Source organism: Acinetobacter pittii ANC 4050 (genome assembly GCF_000399685.1).
Classification (GTDB): Bacteria; Pseudomonadota; Gammaproteobacteria; order Pseudomonadales; family Moraxellaceae; genus Acinetobacter; species Acinetobacter pittii_E.
On sequence record NZ_KB976987.1, the window covers coordinates 1,423,271 to 1,440,818 of the forward strand.

At 40.3% G+C, this 17,548-nt stretch carries 18 protein-coding genes and 2 pseudogenes; 6 read left to right on the forward strand and 14 right to left on the reverse strand.

Features of this window, described 5'->3' with window-relative positions:
• Positions 1–20: 20 nt before the first annotated feature.
• Positions 21–122, reverse strand: a pseudogene (locus tag F931_RS22380) (AraC family transcriptional regulator); the annotation flags it as partial.
• Positions 123–150: 28 nt separating this feature from the next.
• The gene (locus tag F931_RS10495; protein ID WP_016141343.1) at positions 151–1,053 is read right to left on the reverse strand and encodes a LysR family transcriptional regulator; all 903 of its coding nucleotides are present in this window, start codon (positions 1,051–1,053) and stop codon (positions 151–153) included.
• 126 nt (positions 1,054–1,179) lie between these two features.
• On the opposite strand from F931_RS10495, the gene F931_RS10500 reads away from it, so the two are divergent.
• Positions 1,180–1,917, forward strand: coding sequence for an SDR family oxidoreductase (locus F931_RS10500; protein ID WP_016141344.1), 738 nt, complete (start codon positions 1,180–1,182; stop codon positions 1,915–1,917).
• A 90-nt stretch (positions 1,918–2,007) separates the two neighbouring features.
• Here F931_RS10500 and F931_RS10505 read toward each other — a convergent pair whose 3' ends face one another.
• Complete coding sequence (locus tag F931_RS10505; protein WP_016141345.1) at positions 2,008–2,646, reverse strand: LysE family translocator; 639 nt, start codon at positions 2,644–2,646, stop codon at positions 2,008–2,010.
• 91 nt (positions 2,647–2,737) lie between these two features.
• Here F931_RS10505 and F931_RS10510 point away from each other — a divergent pair, with 91 nt between their 5' ends.
• Complete coding sequence (locus F931_RS10510) at positions 2,738–3,667, forward strand: LysR family transcriptional regulator (RefSeq protein WP_016141346.1); 930 nt, start codon at positions 2,738–2,740, stop codon at positions 3,665–3,667.
• A 48-nt stretch (positions 3,668–3,715) separates the two neighbouring features.
• Here the strand turns inward: F931_RS10510 and F931_RS10515 are convergent, their stop codons facing one another.
• From F931_RS10515 to artM, 5 genes are all read right to left on the reverse strand, one after another.
• Positions 3,716–4,582 (reverse strand): cysteine ABC transporter substrate-binding protein, encoded by an 867-nt coding sequence (locus F931_RS10515; protein ID WP_000209982.1) that lies wholly within the window; start codon positions 4,580–4,582, stop codon positions 3,716–3,718.
• A gap of 83 nt (positions 4,583–4,665) precedes the next feature.
• Positions 4,666–5,526, reverse strand: coding sequence for a transporter substrate-binding domain-containing protein (locus F931_RS10520; protein ID WP_016141347.1), 861 nt, complete (start codon positions 5,524–5,526; stop codon positions 4,666–4,668).
• 30 nt (positions 5,527–5,556) lie between these two features.
• Positions 5,557–6,288, reverse strand: a complete 732-nt coding sequence (glnQ, locus tag F931_RS10525; protein ID WP_016141348.1) for an amino acid ABC transporter ATP-binding protein — start codon at positions 6,286–6,288, stop codon at positions 5,557–5,559.
• Between the two features lie 2 nt (positions 6,289–6,290).
• Positions 6,291–6,956: an amino acid ABC transporter permease gene (yckA, locus tag F931_RS10530; RefSeq protein WP_016141349.1), complete on the reverse strand. Its 666-nt coding sequence runs from the start codon at positions 6,954–6,956 to the stop codon at positions 6,291–6,293.
• Positions 6,946–7,605, reverse strand: coding sequence for an amino acid ABC transporter permease (artM, locus tag F931_RS10535; RefSeq protein ID WP_016141350.1), 660 nt, complete (start codon positions 7,603–7,605; stop codon positions 6,946–6,948). The genes yckA and artM overlap by 11 nt, the downstream gene beginning before the upstream one ends.
• 64 nt (positions 7,606–7,669) lie before the next feature.
• Between artM and F931_RS21990 the strand changes: the two genes are divergently transcribed.
• Complete coding sequence (locus F931_RS21990) at positions 7,670–7,783, forward strand: hypothetical protein (RefSeq protein WP_078225548.1); 114 nt, start codon at positions 7,670–7,672, stop codon at positions 7,781–7,783.
• 107 nt (positions 7,784–7,890) lie between these two features.
• Here the strand turns inward: F931_RS21990 and F931_RS10540 are convergent, their stop codons facing one another.
• From F931_RS10540 to F931_RS10550, 3 genes are all read right to left on the reverse strand, one after another.
• Positions 7,891–8,175, reverse strand: a complete 285-nt coding sequence (locus F931_RS10540) for a GNAT family N-acetyltransferase (protein ID WP_016141351.1) — start codon at positions 8,173–8,175, stop codon at positions 7,891–7,893.
• A gap of 143 nt (positions 8,176–8,318) precedes the next feature.
• On the reverse strand, positions 8,319–9,278 hold the full coding sequence (locus tag F931_RS10545) for a response regulator transcription factor (protein WP_016141352.1): 960 nt from the start codon (positions 9,276–9,278) through the stop codon (positions 8,319–8,321).
• Positions 9,275–12,739: a hybrid sensor histidine kinase/response regulator gene (locus F931_RS10550; protein WP_016141353.1), complete on the reverse strand. Its 3,465-nt coding sequence runs from the start codon at positions 12,737–12,739 to the stop codon at positions 9,275–9,277. Before F931_RS10550 ends, F931_RS10545 begins: the two co-directional genes overlap by 4 nt.
• Positions 12,740–12,934: 195 nt before the next feature.
• Here F931_RS10550 and F931_RS10555 point away from each other — a divergent pair, with 195 nt between their 5' ends.
• On the forward strand, positions 12,935–14,551 hold the full coding sequence (locus F931_RS10555) for a purine-cytosine permease family protein (RefSeq protein ID WP_016141354.1): 1,617 nt from the start codon (positions 12,935–12,937) through the stop codon (positions 14,549–14,551).
• Positions 14,552–14,608: 57 nt separating this feature from the next.
• Here F931_RS10555 and putR read toward each other — a convergent pair whose 3' ends face one another.
• Positions 14,609–15,064, reverse strand: coding sequence for an Lrp/AsnC family transcriptional regulator (putR, locus tag F931_RS10560; protein ID WP_000376211.1), 456 nt, complete (start codon positions 15,062–15,064; stop codon positions 14,609–14,611).
• A gap of 157 nt (positions 15,065–15,221) precedes the next feature.
• On the opposite strand from putR, the gene F931_RS10565 reads away from it, so the two are divergent.
• Entirely contained in the window at positions 15,222–15,833 is a 612-nt protein-coding gene (locus F931_RS10565) for a LysE family translocator (RefSeq protein WP_016141355.1), read from the forward strand.
• Between the two features lie 71 nt (positions 15,834–15,904).
• On the opposite strand, the gene umuD is transcribed toward F931_RS10565, so the two are convergent.
• On the reverse strand, positions 15,905–16,516 hold the full coding sequence (gene umuD, locus F931_RS10570) for a LexA family protein (protein WP_016141356.1): 612 nt from the start codon (positions 16,514–16,516) through the stop codon (positions 15,905–15,907).
• Positions 16,517–16,802: 286 nt separating this feature from the next.
• On the opposite strand from umuD, the gene F931_RS10575 reads away from it, so the two are divergent.
• Complete coding sequence (locus F931_RS10575; protein WP_002114518.1) at positions 16,803–17,036, forward strand: hypothetical protein; 234 nt, start codon at positions 16,803–16,805, stop codon at positions 17,034–17,036.
• 62 nt (positions 17,037–17,098) lie between these two features.
• Here the strand turns inward: F931_RS10575 and F931_RS10580 are convergent.
• Positions 17,099–17,548 (reverse strand): annotated as a pseudogene (locus tag F931_RS10580) (stress-induced protein); the annotation flags it as partial.

The window sequence follows — 17,548 nt, forward strand, 5'->3', positions numbered from 1 at the left end:
CTGGCTTTTAAATAACTTGTTTAACAAGAGAGCTTATTGATCATCCGCCATATGGCTGGAGTCAAACCAAACGCTTTTAGAAAATAACGAGTCATGTGGCTTTGGTCAAAAAAACCTGCAATTCGCTCCAGATTATTAGAGTCGGTATCGTTATTTTGAGAAATAGCCTGTATATAAGTCACTCAGCCAAGCCACAAATGCCCGCACCCGTGGCGAAAGTTGTCGATGTTGCGGGTACAATGCAGAAACCGACATGGCGGGGCTTTTCCAGTCAGACAAAACCTCAACCAATTGCCCATCTTTTAAATGTTCGGCCACATGGTAGCGTGGCACCTGAATTAAACCTGCCCCACGTAAAGCACCTAATACATAGTTTTCGGCATCATTTACCGCTATCCAGCTTTTCAAAAAATAATCTTGTTTTTTGCCATTAACCATCAATTCAAATGGATAGTTTCGTCCACCTGTAGTTGAGAAGAAATTAACACAATAATGTAATAACAACTCTTCTGGTTGCAAAGGTGTTCCATGTTTATTTAGATAGTCAGGACTCGCACAAATGACTTGCGGCATATCGACCAAATGTCTAGCAATTAAAGATGAATCATCTAAACGCCCCGCTCTTACAACGCAATCTATCCCCTCTCTAATAAGATCAACCAAACGGTCTCCTGTACTAATTACCAGTTCAATGTCGGGATATAACTCGTGAAATTGATCAATACTGGGTAAAACAATTTTAGTCGCATGTGCACCAGATAAATCAATACGTAATAAGCCGCGTGGCTGTGCCACAACATTGCGCAAAGACGATTCGGCATCATCGAGTTCCGATAATATTTGTGTGCAGCGCTCATAAAATGCCTGCCCATCGAGTGATGGTCTAACATGCCGCGTAGTTCGCTCTAGTAAACGGCACTGTAAATTATTTTCTAACTCTTTAATGGCATTACTTGCTGTAGCGCGTGGGATATTCAATTGGTCGGCTGCCTGACTAAAGCTACCCAACTCTACGATGCGGGTAAAAAGCTGTAAGGTATCAAATTTATCCATAATGCTCTCTTTTTAGCCAACCACATTATTAATGTATTTGGAATTATCTTATCCAATTATGATACTTTATCCCATATTTCTACATTATTAAAATAAACCATACTTACTCGAACAGGCTAGTTAACAATGAATATTTCGAAAAAAACAGCTCTTGTCACTGGTGCATCTCGTGGTATTGGCCGTGCTATTGCCGAACGTCTAGCTCAAGATGGTTTTTATGTTGTGATTAATTATGCTGGCAATGCAAATCATGCCCAAGCAGCTGTAGATCACATTATTGAGCAAGGTGGTCAAGCCTCTGCCATTCAAGCCGATGTTGCAAATGAACATGATGTCAGCCGTTTATTTCAGCAGGCAAAAGCCATTAATGGTCAATTAGATGTCGTGGTTCATAGCGCAGGCATTATGCCTATGGCAAAAATTACACCTGAAGCTCTGCCTGATTTCGATAAAGTGATTCATACCAATTTACGGGGTGCATTTTTAATATTGGCTCATGCGGCCGAAACAGTACCAGATGGTGGCCGAATTATTACGCTTTCAACCAGTGTAATTGCTAAATCTTTTCCGGCATATGGTCCCTATATTGCATCCAAAGCAGGTGTAGAAGGTTTGGTACATGTGTTAGCAAATGAGTTACGCGGCCGAAATATTATTGTAAATGCAGTTGCGCCCGGCCCGACAGGTACTGACCTTTTTTATAATGGAAAAACTGATGAGCAAGTGGCCACGATTGCAAAACTTGCCCCATTGGAAAGAATTGGAACACCTGAAGAAATTGCCAGTGTAGTTGCCATGCTAGCAGGCCCAGATGGGCGTTGGGTAAATTCACAAGTCATTCGAGTAAATGGTGGATTCGCTTAATTTTTAAATTAAATTTAATCTAAGTTTGGAATATGTAAAGTATATTCCAAACTTATAAATGGCTATGCTGTGAAACGTAACAAGTCTAAATTAAAGAAATAATTCCCAAATCAATCTCAATGCAATCCCAATTAATAAAACTCCCATCACCCGCTCAAAATAAACCCCAAATTCTAAAAACCGTTTACGGACAATAGGCTGTGCAAACAGCACACTCACCACCATAAACCAAATAGCATTAACCATACACATCCATACCCCATAAAAAACCTGAACTTTCATCGGTGTGGTGGTACTTACAATCGTCGTAAAAATTGCCAGAAAAAAGATGGTGGCTTTCGGGTTTAATGCATTGGTGAGAAAACCCATCGTAAAAGCTTTAAACAAACTTGGCGTGTCAATGTCTGTTTGACCATTAATCTCAAGATTTGTATTCGGTTGGCTACGTAAACACTGCCATCCCAAATAAATCAAATAAGCTGCTCCCGCTGTTCTGATCAGTGACATGAGCCATTCGCTTTGTTGAATCAAAAAGCCAATACCAACAAGTGTATAAAACACATGCACTGAAATTCCTACACCAATCCCAATTGCGGTCAGACATCCAATTAAGTAGCCATAACGCACACTTTGTCTTACGGTAATCACAAAATCTGGTCCCGGTAAAATCACCGCCAGAAAGTGAATGAGCGCTAGCGTTAAAAACTCATGTCCATACAACTGCCACATAACAATTTAATTTCCTGAAAATCACCTAAAAGATTGTATTGCGATTTTTTAGACGCGATAATCCAATCAAAATCCAAATAACTTTTGCCTCATGAGCACAAATCAAAGTCTGGTTCTTTTAAATGAAATGGCGACTTTCGTTAAGGTTGTCGAGTCGGAAAGTTTTTCTGAAACTGCAAGGCAACTTGGTACAACACCTTCTGCTGTTAGTCGTGCGATTGCCCGTTTAGAACGCGCTTTAGGCACCCGCTTACTCTATCGGACCACCCGGAAACTTCGTTTAAGTGAAAGTGGACAGCAGGTTTATCAACGTTGCCTAGATATGGTGAATGCGGCACAAGCAGTGATGGAAAGTTCAGGCCAATTTCATGTCGAACCAGAAGGTATTATTCGCATGAGTGTTCCGAAAGCTGTGGGACATTTTATGATTCATCCGCATTTACCCGAATTTTTAGAACGCTATCCGAAAATTGATATTCAAATGCTTTTAGAAGATCGCTATGTAGACTTGATAGATGATGGAGTCGATTTAGCGCTTCGGATTACAGAGCAACCACCGGGTGGACTGATGGGTCGAAAACTTATTGATATTGACCATTTAGTTTGTGCCACACCTGAGTATTTGGCAAAGCATGGCACACCGAGTCATCCTCATGATTTAAAGCAGCATGAATGTATTTACTTGGGTGAACAAGCCAGTGACTCAAAATGGAAATTTCAACAAGGAAATAAATCGATCAGTGTTGCTGTGCGTGGGCGTTATGCTGCAAACCATACGGGTGTGCGTTTGAGTGCCGCATTACAGCACTTAGGTATTGCAAGCTTGCCCTACTTCGTTGCGCGCCATGCTCTACAGCAAAGTACCTTAGTTCAGGTTTTACCCGACTGGTATTTTAAGACTTATTATAGCGGTGGGCTGTGGTTACTCTACCCACCGACAAGGCATGTCCCGCCTAAATTGAGTGTATTGATTCAATATTTGGCTGATAAATTAGCAGCAGAGCCGACTTTAAAAATTTAGACGGCTCTTAGCTCAAGCAAATACTATCTAGAGTCCTCTTTATTAGAATTACTCAACCAATAGATCTTTTGGATTAATCGTATCACCATACACTGGTTTTAAAGTCTTTTCATAGGCCTGATGAATTACCCCTTCTTTAGCCAGTTTCTCTAAATCTTGATTCAACCAGTCCAATAACTCTTTATCACCTTTTTTCACTGCTGGAGCAATTAAGTCCTGCTCACCTAAATTGGTAATGCCAACAGTGTAATTTGGATTTTCTTTAGCCCACGCTAAAACCAGCAAGTTATCATGAGCAAGCGCAGCACCACGTCCATCTTTTAAAGCATCAAAAGTTTCAGTGTTTTGCTCATATTTTTGTAGCTTAATTTCAGGATGAGTCTTGGTGAAGAATGAATCAGCCGTTGTACCTTTGTTTACCAACAAAGTTTTGTCTTTCAGTTGAGCCACATCAGTAATCGGATGACTTTTAGGAGAAACCACGCCTAGTGCCACTTTTAGGTAAGGCTTAGCAAAATCGACAACTTCTTTACGTTCTGGTGTAACAGTAAAGTTGGCAAAAATAATATCCACTTTATTGGCTTTTAAATATTCGACACGGTTAGCCGCTTCAGTTAAAACAAACTCAACTTTGTTTTCATCACCGAGCAGATCTTTCGCGACATGCTTAGCAATCTCTACGTCAAAGCCTTGGTTTTTACCTTGAGCATCTAAATATCCAAACGGCGGTTTATCACTAAATACGCCAATTCGTACCACACCATTCTTTTTAATCTGTTCAATACTTGACGTAGTTTGTGTGGTATCTGCCGTTTTTTCAGTAGACTGAGTTCCTTTGTCACATGCAACTAAACCTAAACTCAGTAAAGACGCAGCTAAAATATGCTTCACGTTTTGAAATGTTAATGTTGTCATTATTTCACCCTATCGTTTTTGTAAAAGTCTTATTTAAAAATAGCAGCGCCTACTTTTAGACACTGCTCTAGCGATATCGAAAATTATTGGCCTACATCTAAGAACACATTCGGATTGACCGAGTCACCGTAAATTGGCTTCAAGGTTTCATCATAAATTTTATTAATTTCACCACTTGTTCTGAGCTGCTTAATTTCAGTATTGAGCCAATTCAATAATTGGGTATTGCCCTTTTTAACTGCTGGTGCAATAAATTCTTGATCACCAATGGACTGAATACCTGCTACATAACTTGGGTTCTTCGCGGCCCATGCCAGAGCATAGGTACTATCTTGTGAAATCGCGTCGCCACGACCATCAGTTAAGGCTTTAAAGGCATCCGAGTTTCTTTCAAACTTGAGTAAATTCACTTTTGGATAATGCTTGGTAAAGTAGGTATCTGAACTTGTGCCTTTATTGACAATTAAAGTTTTACCTTCTAATTGGGCAATGTCGGTAATCGGCTTGGCTTTAGGAGAGACTATGCCGAAAGCACCTTTTAAATAAGGTTCAGCAAAATCGACAACCTCCTTACGTTCTGGCGTTACTGTAAATGTCGCGAATACAACATCGGCACGATTTGATTTTAGAAACTCCACCCGATTTGAAGCTTCAGTCACAATAAACTCAACTTTCTTTTCATCACCAAACAAGTCTTTGGTCACTCGTTTTGCTAGAGCCACATCAAAGCCCTGATTATTACCTGCACTATCAACGTAACCAAACGGCGGATCATCGGCAAAAACGGCAACTCGTAGCACCCCATTTTTTTTGACTTGTTCTAAAGAATGGTCTGCTTGAGCATTATTTGCCTGTTCAGTTGATGGCGTTTTACTACATGCAGTTAACAACACTCCAGCAACGGCAAGACTGCTTAATATTTTTATTGAATTACGTTTAAACATTCACTTCCTCATGATTCAAATAATAAAAATTTAGTACGACAAAATATTTAAAAAGGTTTTCGCTCGTTCTGTTTTTGGCTGTTCAAAAAATTCTTCTGGTGAAGCCTGTTCAATAATCTTGCCCTTATCCATAAAAATAATGCGATCGGCAACCTTACGGGCAAAGGACATCTCATGTGTCACAATCAGCATGGTCATTCCTTCATTCGCCAATTTAAGGACTACATCAAGCACTTCTCTGACCATTTCTGGGTCAAGCGCAGCGGTAATTTCATCAAGTAAAATGACTTTAGGTTGCATGACCAGTGAACGCACAATAGCAATACGTTGTTTTTGTCCACCTGAAAGCTGTCGTGGATAATCAAGTTTTCGCTCAAACAGTCCAACTCGCTTTAACAACTCATCTGCTACTTGTTCAGCTTCATCACGGTGGCGTTTTTGTACTTTGAGTGGCCCAAGCAAAATGTTGTCAATGACGTTCATATGCCCAAATAGCTCATAGTTCTGAAAAACCATGCCAATTTTTTGACGAGCATTAGTCCAGTCCACATCTTGACCCAAAACACCTGAGCCTGTTAAACGAATCTCGCCACCCTGAATCGGTTCTAAGCCGTTAATACAGCGCAATAAGGTACTTTTACCGCAGCCTGATGGGCCTAAAATAACAACCACTTCTCCTTGTTCTACATCCAGATCAATGCCCTGTAAAATATGACTTTGTGCAAATGATTTCTGTAATTGTTGTATCGATAACAAAGGCATAATTACTCCCAGACCTTTTCTAAATGTGCCGACAAACGCGATAAGGGATAGCAAATCAGAAAATACAAAATAAAAATAAAGCCATAAATCCAAAGAGAAGCGCTCGGCACGGTCAACAGCGAATTTTCAATAATTTGCTGACCAACTTTAATGACCTCAACCACACCAATAAGCACTGCCAAAGAGCTGGTTTTCACCATTCGGGTAAATAAGTTAATCGCGCCTGGTGTTACTCGTTTTAGGCTTTGCGGAAAAATGACGTAGATCAAAGTTTGAACATGATTAAGCCCGAGCGCATAAGCTGAATCTCGTTGATGCTGATCAATTGAAGTAATGGCTGCACGCACCAAATCGCCCATTTCAGCCGTACCCCATAAAACAAATACAACAACGCAGACCCACATTGCGGAAAACTGCCAGTTAAACCATGTCGCAAAGCCGAAATAAAACACAAACAGCAAAACTAAAATTGGAATGATTCGAATGGCTTCTAAGTACAGGCGGCACAGCGCTTTAACGACTATATTTTTAGAGGTCATAATGACGCCGAAAACTGTGCCGAAAATTGCAGAGAAAAACACCGAAATAAATGCAATTTTTGCAGTTGCCCAAAGTCCCCACATTAAACGTTCGAGGTGACTCGCTTGAAATAGATAATCAAGTTCCATGGCTCACCTTCCGACTTCTGTGCTCCAGATAGCTGGTTAAAATAGACACGGGCAATAAAATAATGAGATAAGCCATGATGAGTAAGAACAACGCTTCTGTGGTTTTATAGTCCATGCCAATTAAGTCTTTGGTGACAAAAAGCAGCTCAACCACAGCAATGGCACTGACCACAGAACTTTCTTTAATCAGAAATAGACAATTTGCCCCGATTGCCGGGATTGAAATAGCCAGTGCTTGAGGAAAAATGACATATCTAAAAATTTGACTCGGTTGTAGACCAATACTTTTTGCAGAATCAATCTGCCCTTTTGCAACAGACTGCAAACCTGCTCGGAAGGCTTCTGCCATATAGCTTCCGCCTAAAAAGGTCAGTCCGATCACACCACAAGCGAAACCATCGATTTTGATACCGAGTTTTGGCAAACCGTAATACAAAAAGAACAATTGAATTAATAAAGGGGTATTTCGAGATAACTCAATATAGAACTGGGCAATTCTATTTAGCACCCGCACGCGATATGTGATTAAAATGCTGCAAATCAGCCCTACAATAATCGCCAAAATAATACTGATAATTGAGATTTTCAGCGTGGTCAAAGTTGCAGAGAAAAATTGCGGCAACACACTATGGATATACTGCCAGTTCAAGGAAAATTCCAAAAAATAATATTAAAACGTTATAAATATTTAGCTTGATTCAGCCATTAAATATTTGTGTAACGAGTTTATTTTTTTCCCAATTGGTCTAAAACTATTTTTATTAGATAAGCTTTTCTATAAGTTTGATAAATTCGACCTGGCAATCGAAAACCTTCGAATCAGTTGAATACAACCGTTCAAAACATATTCACTAAAACAAAGATGTCTGATAAAACCAATAAAAAATCGGACACTAAGGCCCGATTTTTTATTTAATTATTTTTAATCTATTGCTTACTTTCTAAGAACATCACCAATACTTGGGTCTTTATCAAAAACCGATTTAGCATATGGGCAAAGTGGAATTACTTTTACTTCTTTTTCACGGACAAAGGCAACTAACGCATCAAGTAATTGGCGACCTACACCTTGTCCGCGATAATTTTCATTTACATCTGTGGCATCAATAATCAGCATGCCTTCGCCTGCCCATGTATAAGTCATTTCACCCGCAACGATTTCACCATCAAGTAAGCTAAAGCTGCCGTGTTTTGTATCATCTTTTTGTTGAATATTCACAATGAATTCCTCGTATTACGACTCATATTTATTTAGAAATGACTTTGTATAATCTTTATCTATAAGAACAAATTTATGTGTAAAAAAATAGCCTGTTTTTAGCAGCGAGTCTGTATGCTTTTTAAATACAATCTTCAATTAACTTAATGAAATTCTTGCACCAAACTATTAATGTGCGCCACGGCAGCAGTTCGATTTTCAACGCAAATTTTTTCAAAAACATGCTCTAAATGTTTGTTCACAGTTCTTGGGCTCAGCTCCAAAATTTCTGCAATATCTTTGTTGGTTTTCCCTAACAACAACCAATGCATGACTTCTGCCTCACGTTGAGTCAACAGCGGACAGTATTTCAAAATATCAGCCATTTCTAAGGCAGGCGTAGAAGTCTTGATCTGGATCAGATAATTTTTTGCTATGCTCGTTTCAGATTGCCACGGCGTAAGCAATAAAAGCTGTAATTGCTGAGATGGTGTCGAATAAGAACAGCTGGTTAATTTTTTGGGGTCTTTTTCATGCTCTAAGTCTGAAAACCAAGCTTTTAAGCCTGCTTCAAAACCGTCTAATTCAGGTAAATATTGATTCAGTAAATCACTGGCTTTTTGAGTTTTCCACACAATTTTACCGTGAACATCTAGCGCGAGAATAGCTGTTTCCGTTGCATCAATCACTTGTTTTTGTTGTTGCAATAGTTTGGCATGTGCCAAATGTGTTTTTACCCTCGCTAATACTTCTTCAATATTCAAAGGTTTGGTTACATAGTCCACCCCACCGACCTGAAAACCACGCACAATATGCTCTGTCTCAGACAAACCTGTCATAAAAATAACGGGAATAAACTGCGTAATTGGGCTCGCTTTAAGCTGTATACAACTTTCAAAACCGTCCATATGTGGCATATTGCCATCAAGTAAAATCATATCCGGTAAGCATCGGTGGGCTATTTCAATAGCACTTAACCCATCGGTTGTGACAAGCACGCGATAACCAGCTTGATCCAGACTTTCATGTAACAAGCCCAGATTTTCCGGCACATCATCCACAATCAGAATAACAGCCTGTTCATTTGGCGAAGCTTGCTGAAAAGAAACATGTTGCGTACTCATTGTTTATCCTGAATTAATCGTTGCGCGTGTTTTAAATCAAATTTTTGGATAGCCTGTTCAAGCTGTTCCCATAACTCACTATGCTCCGGAAAATTTTGACGACATTGCGTTAAAGTCTGTTGAATTCCACGAATGTAACCCTGTCCAATCAAATCATTTAATTGCTGCAAGCTTTGCGGTAAATCAAGCAGATCATTATTTTCTTGTTGTTGGATTGGTATATGAACAGTGAATTGCTCCTGCTTAAACACGTTTATATCAAATGCTTGAACTTTATTATTTTCAAGGAGTGTTTCTGTCTTGGAATCAATCCACACCAAGCCTAACTTGTCTCCAATTTTACTCAGCAATAAATTGAGATCGATTGGTTTTAGCATAAAGTCTTCACTTAAGACGGCATCTTGTGGATTGACCTCACGTTCGCCTGCATTCGCTGAAATAATTAAAATCGGCACATTGGTAATATTATTCTGACGCAATAATCGTGCTGTTTCCCAGCCGCCCATCAAAGGCATATTCAAATCCATCAAAATCAGGTTAGGCTGAAAAATAGGTACTCGTCTTAAACAGTCAATGCCCGACTCGGCTTCTTCAATCATAAATCCCAAAGGTTTTAGAAAATTAGCGACTAAGCCTCGGTCCACCGCTTCATTATCGACGACCAAAATTCGTTTTCGCTCGCCTTGATAACCCGTAATTTGGTTGGAGTAAACATTTGAAATTGGATGAACTACTTCTTTTGAAGGTAAATAAAACTTAATCTTAAACTGTGAACCCTGATTGAGCTGACTAGTCACAGATAGCTGTCCGCCGAGTAAATCGACTAATAATTTTACAATGGGTAGGCCTAGCCCTGTTCCGGTAAATCCGCCTTGTACTACATTGCTGCCCCGTTCAAACGGATTAAAGATTCGCTCTAAATCTGCCTCGGCAATACCACAGCCCGTATCTCTAATTTCAAAGTAAGCCGTTTGAAAACGGTACTCGACTTTCAAAGTAATTGTGCCGCTCGTCGTAAACTTTAAAGCATTGCCTAGTAAATTGATGAGTACTTGTTCTAAGCGTTTTTTATCAGTACGAACATAGTGAGGCAGGTTCTCTCCAATTTCATAAACAAACTGCAAATTCTTCTGTTCAAACTGTGGCTGAAACATTTGAATAATTTGTTCTATAAAATTTGGGAAATGAACATCCACTACATTTAAAGAAATCTTGCCTGTTTCAATGCGTGCTAAATCTAATAAACCATCAATCAGTGAAGTCAAATGCTGCCCACTACGGCTAATTACACCGAGCGCCATTTTGCCTTGTTCTGAAAGCTGCTCTTGTTTTTGAAGTAATTGGCTATAACCCAAAATACTATTTAGAGGTGTTCGTAATTCGTGACTAATACCAATCACATAACGGCTTTTTGCATCATTTGCCCGTTCTGCTGAAATTCTTGCATCTTGCAGGTCCTTTGAAGTGACTTCATGGGCAGCAATTTCATCAACCAATAATGCTGTTTGTTGATGTGTCTCAATTTCGGCATTACGACGACTTTCATCGTTTAACACTAACCACCATGCAGCAACACTCATCAATAAAAATAAAATCGTGTAAATTTTGACAAATAGCGTAAATAGCTGAGGAACGGCTGCCGCATTAATGGTTTCTAAGTAGGTCTTTTCTTGGATATAAACCAGACTTAAACTCACTGCCAAAACAATCGACAACCCTAAAGTCAGCAATAAATATAAACTGACCCTGCTATTTAAACGACTAGCCCAACGTTCTGGTAAATAGTGCCAAATGGCTTTTTTGAGTTGTACCGACCAACGTGCATCAGGTTTACATAAATCGTGGCAGCGTGCTTCAAGTGAACAGCATAATGAACAAATCGTACCGTTATAGGCTGGGCATCCCGCCATATCAGCAAGTTCATAGTCCCGTTCACATACCACACAGTTTGCAACCGAAGTCGCCTGAATTTTTTCAGGCTGACGTGCAATGTAATATTTGCCTTTAGTTAGGTAAGCAATAACAGGAACACATAACACCGCACTCCCCAAAGCAATAAAGCTCGCCAAGCCTTTTGCCATGAGTCCCAAAAAGCCCAAATAGCTCAGCATCGATAACACTGAAGCAATCAGTAAAGCACCCACACCTACGGGGTTAATGTCATATAAATAAGCACGGCGGAATTCAATTCCTTTTGGGCTTAGACCTAAAGGCTTACAGATAATTAAATCGGCAACAACGGCACCAATCCATGCCAAACCAATGTTGCTATATAGCCCCAAAATGCGTTCAACCGCGTGGCTAATGCCCATTTCCATCAAAACAATGGCGATAAAAACGTTAAAAAGAAGCCAGACAATTCGCCCCGGATGGCTATGAGTCAAGCGGGCAAAAAAGTTGGACCATGCCAATGAGCCAGCGTAGGCATTGGTCATATTAATTTTAATTTGCGCCACGCAAACTAGTGCTAATGTGAGAATTAAAGCAAGTTGAGGATTTGGAATAAATTGTTGATAGGCAACCCAATACAAATAAGTCGGATTGTCTAATTCAGAGACAGGAATAAACAGCTGAAAAGCCAACACCATCAGCAGCATGCCCATCAAAACTTTTAGAAATCCGAAAATAATCCAAGATGGGCCACCTAAAAAAACGGCAAAACGCCATGCAGTTCTATTCTTTTCTTTTTGCGGTAAAAAACGTAAATAGTCAGCCTGCTCACCAATTTGGATCACAAATGAAAAAATAAGAGTGCACGCCGCACCAAAGTAATACAGATTAAAATCGGTTGAGTTGGAAACTGCCCCAACAAAATGCAAGCTACTGCTTAAAATTTGCGGCTGTTTCCAAAGTACAAAAAACCACGGTAATAACAGCAATAATAGCCAGATTGGCTGAGTGATTGCCTGAACTTTATTAATAAAACCAATGCCTTTGACCACCAAAGGTAAAATGACTAAGGCAGAAATTAAGTACCCGATAACTTGCGGGATACCTAAAGCAAGCTCAAGTGCCATCGCCATAATGGCAGCTTCAAACGCAAGCAAAATAAAGGTAAAGCTGGCATAAATTAGAGATGTAATGGTCGAGCCAATGTAGCCAAAACCTGCACCACGAGTAAGCAAATCGACATCTACATTATATTTTGCGGCGTAGTAACTAATCGGCCAACTGGTTAAGAATATGATGGTACAGACGACAATTGCTGCCCATACTGCATTGCTAAAGCCATACTGCCAAAGCATGGTCGCCCCAATGGCTTCCATAGCCAAAAAGCTAACGGTCGAAATTGCGGTGTTGGTCACCGTCCAAGGTGACCATTTTCTTACTGAGGTAGGTGCATAGCGGAGCGCATAATCTTCGATACTTTCATCTGCCACCCAAATATTATATTCACGGCGTGTTTTGATCACACGTTGTGGCGCTTGTTGGGGGCGTGAAGAATCTGGCATAACACTCATGTTTTGGATGGGGCTGCATTAAACCCAGCAATCCTTATGCCAAAAGTTATTTATCATGGCGATTTTCTCGAATACGCACATATACGCAAAATAACGTATTTTCAATTTTTCCCAAAAATCACACACTCAAAACCATCGAAAAACAATGATCAATATTTGTGTTGATTGACCGAAAATGATTGGGAGATTGATGTTATGAGTGTATCTGAACATCCAAATCTGGACACTGTGCAAGGTACAGATTCACAAAAAGCAGTGAATGAAACCTTAGAAGATTATACTTTACGTTATGCTCCACACAGCTTTCGACGCTGGAGTCCCAAAGTTGTTGCTATTACTGCACTTGGTGGTATTGCCTATCTTGCTGACTTTTCTATTGGCGCCAGTATTGGTATGTCTTATGGAACAACCAATGCTGTTTTCTCCATTTTATTTGCAGCGATTATTATCTTCTTAACCGGTATTCCTTTAGCCTACTACGCAGCGCGCTATAACATCGACCTTGACTTGATTACCCGCGGTGCAGGTTTCGGTTATATCGGATCAGTCCTCACTAGCATCATTTTCGCCAGTTTCACATTTATTTTCTTTGCGCTTGAAGGTTCAATCATGGCGCAAGGGTTATTACTCGGTTTAGGCATTCCGCTTTGGGCAGGTTATCTCATCTCAACCGTTATGGTCATTCCACTCGTCATTTACGGCATGAAAGCTTTAAGTAAATTACAAGTTTGGACTACCCCACTTTGGCTCGTTCTCATGATTGGTCCTGTGGCCTATCTGATTTACCAAGAACCTACCTTAGTCAGCCAATTTGCTACTTTTACAGGTAAAGAAGGTTTTGCAACTGTAGACATGGCGGCCATCATGTTAGGTGCCGGTATTTGTTTATCTTTGATTATGCAAATCGGTGAGCAAATTGACTACTTACGTTTCATGCCTGCGAAAACAAAAGAAAATAGCAAAGCATGGTGGGCAGCCGTTATTTCAGCAGGTCCGGGCTGGGTGATTTTAGGGGCAATCAAACAAATTATTGGGGCATTTTTAGGGTTCTATTTACTTACTAAAATACCGGGCGTAAACAGCACTGAGCCTGTTCAACAGTTTAATGCAGCGTTTCATGACATGCTTCCGGGCTGGGCTGCTTTAACACTGGCAGTGATTTTGGTGGTTATTTCTCAAATTAAAATTAATGTGACCAATGCTTACTCGGGTTCTCTTGCTTGGACAAGTGCCTACACCCGTATTAGCAAACATTATCCGGGTCGTATTGTCTTTGTGATGGTGAACTTGGCAATTGCGCTTGCTTTAATGGAAGGCAACATGTTTGCGGTACTGGGTAAAATCTTAGGTTTCTATTCAAACTTTGCGATTGCTTGGGTTGTGGTTGTTGCAACAGATATTTCCATCAACAAATATGTTTTAAAACTTTCACCGAAAGAGCCAGAATACCGCCGTGATATGCTCTACAACGTAAATCCTGTTGGTATGGTGGCGTTCCTTGTATCAGCAGGCTTATCAATTGCAGCATTCTTCGGCTTACTAGGCAGCTTCCTGGCGCCTTACTCACCGCTTATCGCGCTTGTACTTGCCTTTGTATTAACACCAATCATGGGTTTATTAACCAAAGGAAAATACTACATTAAGTCACATGATGACGGCATTAAAGAATCACGTTACGATGTTGAAGGTACACCAGTTGCAACTGTTTACCACTGCCGCGTATGTGAGCAAGGCTATGAGCGCCCCGATATTATGTTCTCTCACAAACATAACGGTACGATCTGTTCTTTGTGTAAAACACTCGACGCTTAAATACTCTCGAAACTAAAAAAGAAGCTTTTAAGCTTCTTTTTTCATATCTGATGATTCTTAGCCAATCGGAAATAAACGTTCAGGCACTACATCTTTCATCACAATGGTTGAGATGAGCCGTTGCACACTTGGAATAGCAGATAGCTTTTCATCATATAGCCGTTGAAAAGCAGGTAAATCCTTAGCGACCACATGTAATAAATAATCTGGCTCACCAAACAAGCGCTGTGCCTGAATAATTTGCGGGATATCAATTACGGCATTTTCAAACTTCTCGACTGCCTGTTTATCACCTTCTTTAAGCGTAATAAAAACAATCGCTGAAAATTCAAATCCAACTAAGTTTGGGTCGAGCTCTGCCCGATAGCCTTTAATCGCTCCCGACTCTTCTAAAGCCTTCACCCGTCTGTGACAAGGTGAAATGCTCAAACCGACTTTTTCTGCCAACTCAGTAATAGATAATCGGCCATTTAATTGCAATTCAGCAAGAATCTTTTTATCTGTGCGATCCATTTAGAAAAATTTACCCCAAATGCGTGTGATATGAGCAAACATTTAAAAGCACATTCTAAATACATGAGCATATTATTTTCAACAAGTTCGAATGAATAGGAATTTTTTCTAAACCGCGAGCGAAACCTTTGGAAAAATAATTTGCCGAGATAAGCATATGGCTTTTAATATTTTTATTGCATTTTGGAGCGTCTCTATTCTTTTTATTATTACGCCAGGGGCAGACTGGGCCTATGCCATTTCAGCAGGAATTAAAGGCAAAGTCGTCGTACCCGCCGTTGCAGGTATGCTATTTGGGCACTTTATTACGATTTTATTGGTAGCGGCTGGTGTTGGTTTGCTTATAGCAAATCATCCAACTGCCCTCATGATTCTGACGGTGGCGGGTTCTGCTTATTTATTATGGATGGGAATAAATTTACTCATTACCCCTCCTACCCCGAATCAGTCCGATTCTGAAAAAGCGCAGTCATGGTTAAGTTGGGCAACTAAAGGCGTTTATGTGAGTGGCTTAAACCCGAAAGTTTTTTTGCTCTTTTTAGCCCTGCTTCCTCAATTTATTGACACCACTGCTTCATGGTCAGTGACGACACAAATTCTTGCCTTTGGTGTTGTACACATGATTAGCTGCGCGATTATTTACTTAATGGTGGGTTATGGTTCAGAGGCCATTTTAAAAACCAGACCGCAGGCAGCACAGTTAGTGGGCCGTTTTTCGGGCGGTTTGATGGTTGCTATCGCTACATGTTTATTGATTGGGCAAATTTAAGAAGTTATTTAGCAAAAAGTTACTGATCACCTTTTTAGATCAGTAACTTAAGTAAAAAATACAAGAAAAATTTATCTCATTCGTTTGAGGTTATACGTCACAACTCCCCAAATCACCAGTTCTTGCCCCTCTTCAATATAAATATTTTGATAATCAGGATTTTCTGCTTTTAGCCAAACTTTAGGTGGCTGAAATTGTGTATCAATCATTAAGCGCTTAACGGTGAAGTCATTGTCGATGAGTGCAATCACAATATCACCCGATTTAGCGGGAATACTACGATCCACAATAAGCGGATCATTAATATCAATTCCAGCATCTAACATTGATAAAGAATTAGCTTTGACAATAAACGTGGCATTTTCATTTCTAATTAAATATTCATTTAAATCGAGTGCTTGCTCAATATCATCTTGTGCAGGTGAAGGAAAACCTGCTGCAACACGTTCTGTTGCCAAAGGAATGTGATAAATTTTATCGTTATTCGGATGCACTGGTTGAACGTTAAGTTTTGAGTTAAAGTCGGTCAAGTTATTGGTTTTGACATTATTCAGTAACCAATTTTTGATAAAGTTAACTTGGGACTCGGGAACACGAATAACTTTGGTGGGTTCATTGAACTGTGCTTTACGTCCGGCATTTTCTCGTGCACCACCATGCTCGAACTCTTTTTTCTTGGGCATATCGCCTCCCTTATCACCGTTCAAATCCTACACAAATAATGTAACTTGAAAAAGTTACATTTTCAAGTTGACGAAATATTCTTTTTGCATAACAATAAATCTCATGATCAGATTTTAATCCATTTTGTTTTTAACAGGGATGTTTTGAGCGAAATGGCAATTTGAAGAAAATCAAAACCTATTTTGAAATAGTCTTTATCGCTGACTGTTTTTGATTTTTATCAAATGAGATTCTGAACACTTAACATTCTGGTTAAATTCAGTTTTTGGTATGGAGACATGCGAAATGAAAAATCAACGTGATGCGGTTTTAGGTTATGCAAATGAGCAACATGCTTATTATATCCGCCTCATTGAAAATGATGCGGTTTTAGGTGAAAGCTATGGATTATTTTGTGAAAATCCAGATAGCGAAGCAGCCGAAAGTATTATGACGACACTATTCTTAAAAAAATCTTTTTGGTTAAACGGGTCTGAATATCTTGATATTGTAAAAGGCCTACAACCTCTCCCTCAGTAAATACAGTAAGTAAGCTAAAAACAAAGGAGGCAAAAGCCTCCTTTGTTGTTAAAACCTTTTGCTTAAGACGTAAAACGTCCGTAGGCATCACGTTTTTGATTACGAGAGTTTTGACCACGGCCATCATAATCATCGTCGTCATCACGGCTGCGGCCACGACCTCGTCCGCCTGAGCGGCCACCGCGATCGTCATCATCATCGTCATCACGGCTGCGGCCACGACCTCGGCCACCTGAGCGACCACCGCGATCATCATCATCGTCGTCATCACGACTGCGGCCACGACCTCGTCCACCTGAGCGGCCACCGCGATCATCATCATCGTCATCACGACTGCGACCACGACCTCGTCCGCCTGAGCGGCCACCGCGATCATCATCATCGTCGTCATCACGGCTACGGCCACGACCTCGTCCGCCTGAGCGGCCACCGCGATCGTCATCATCATCGTCATCACGGCTGCGGCCACGACCTCGTCCACCTGAGCGACCACCGCGATCATCATCGTCGTC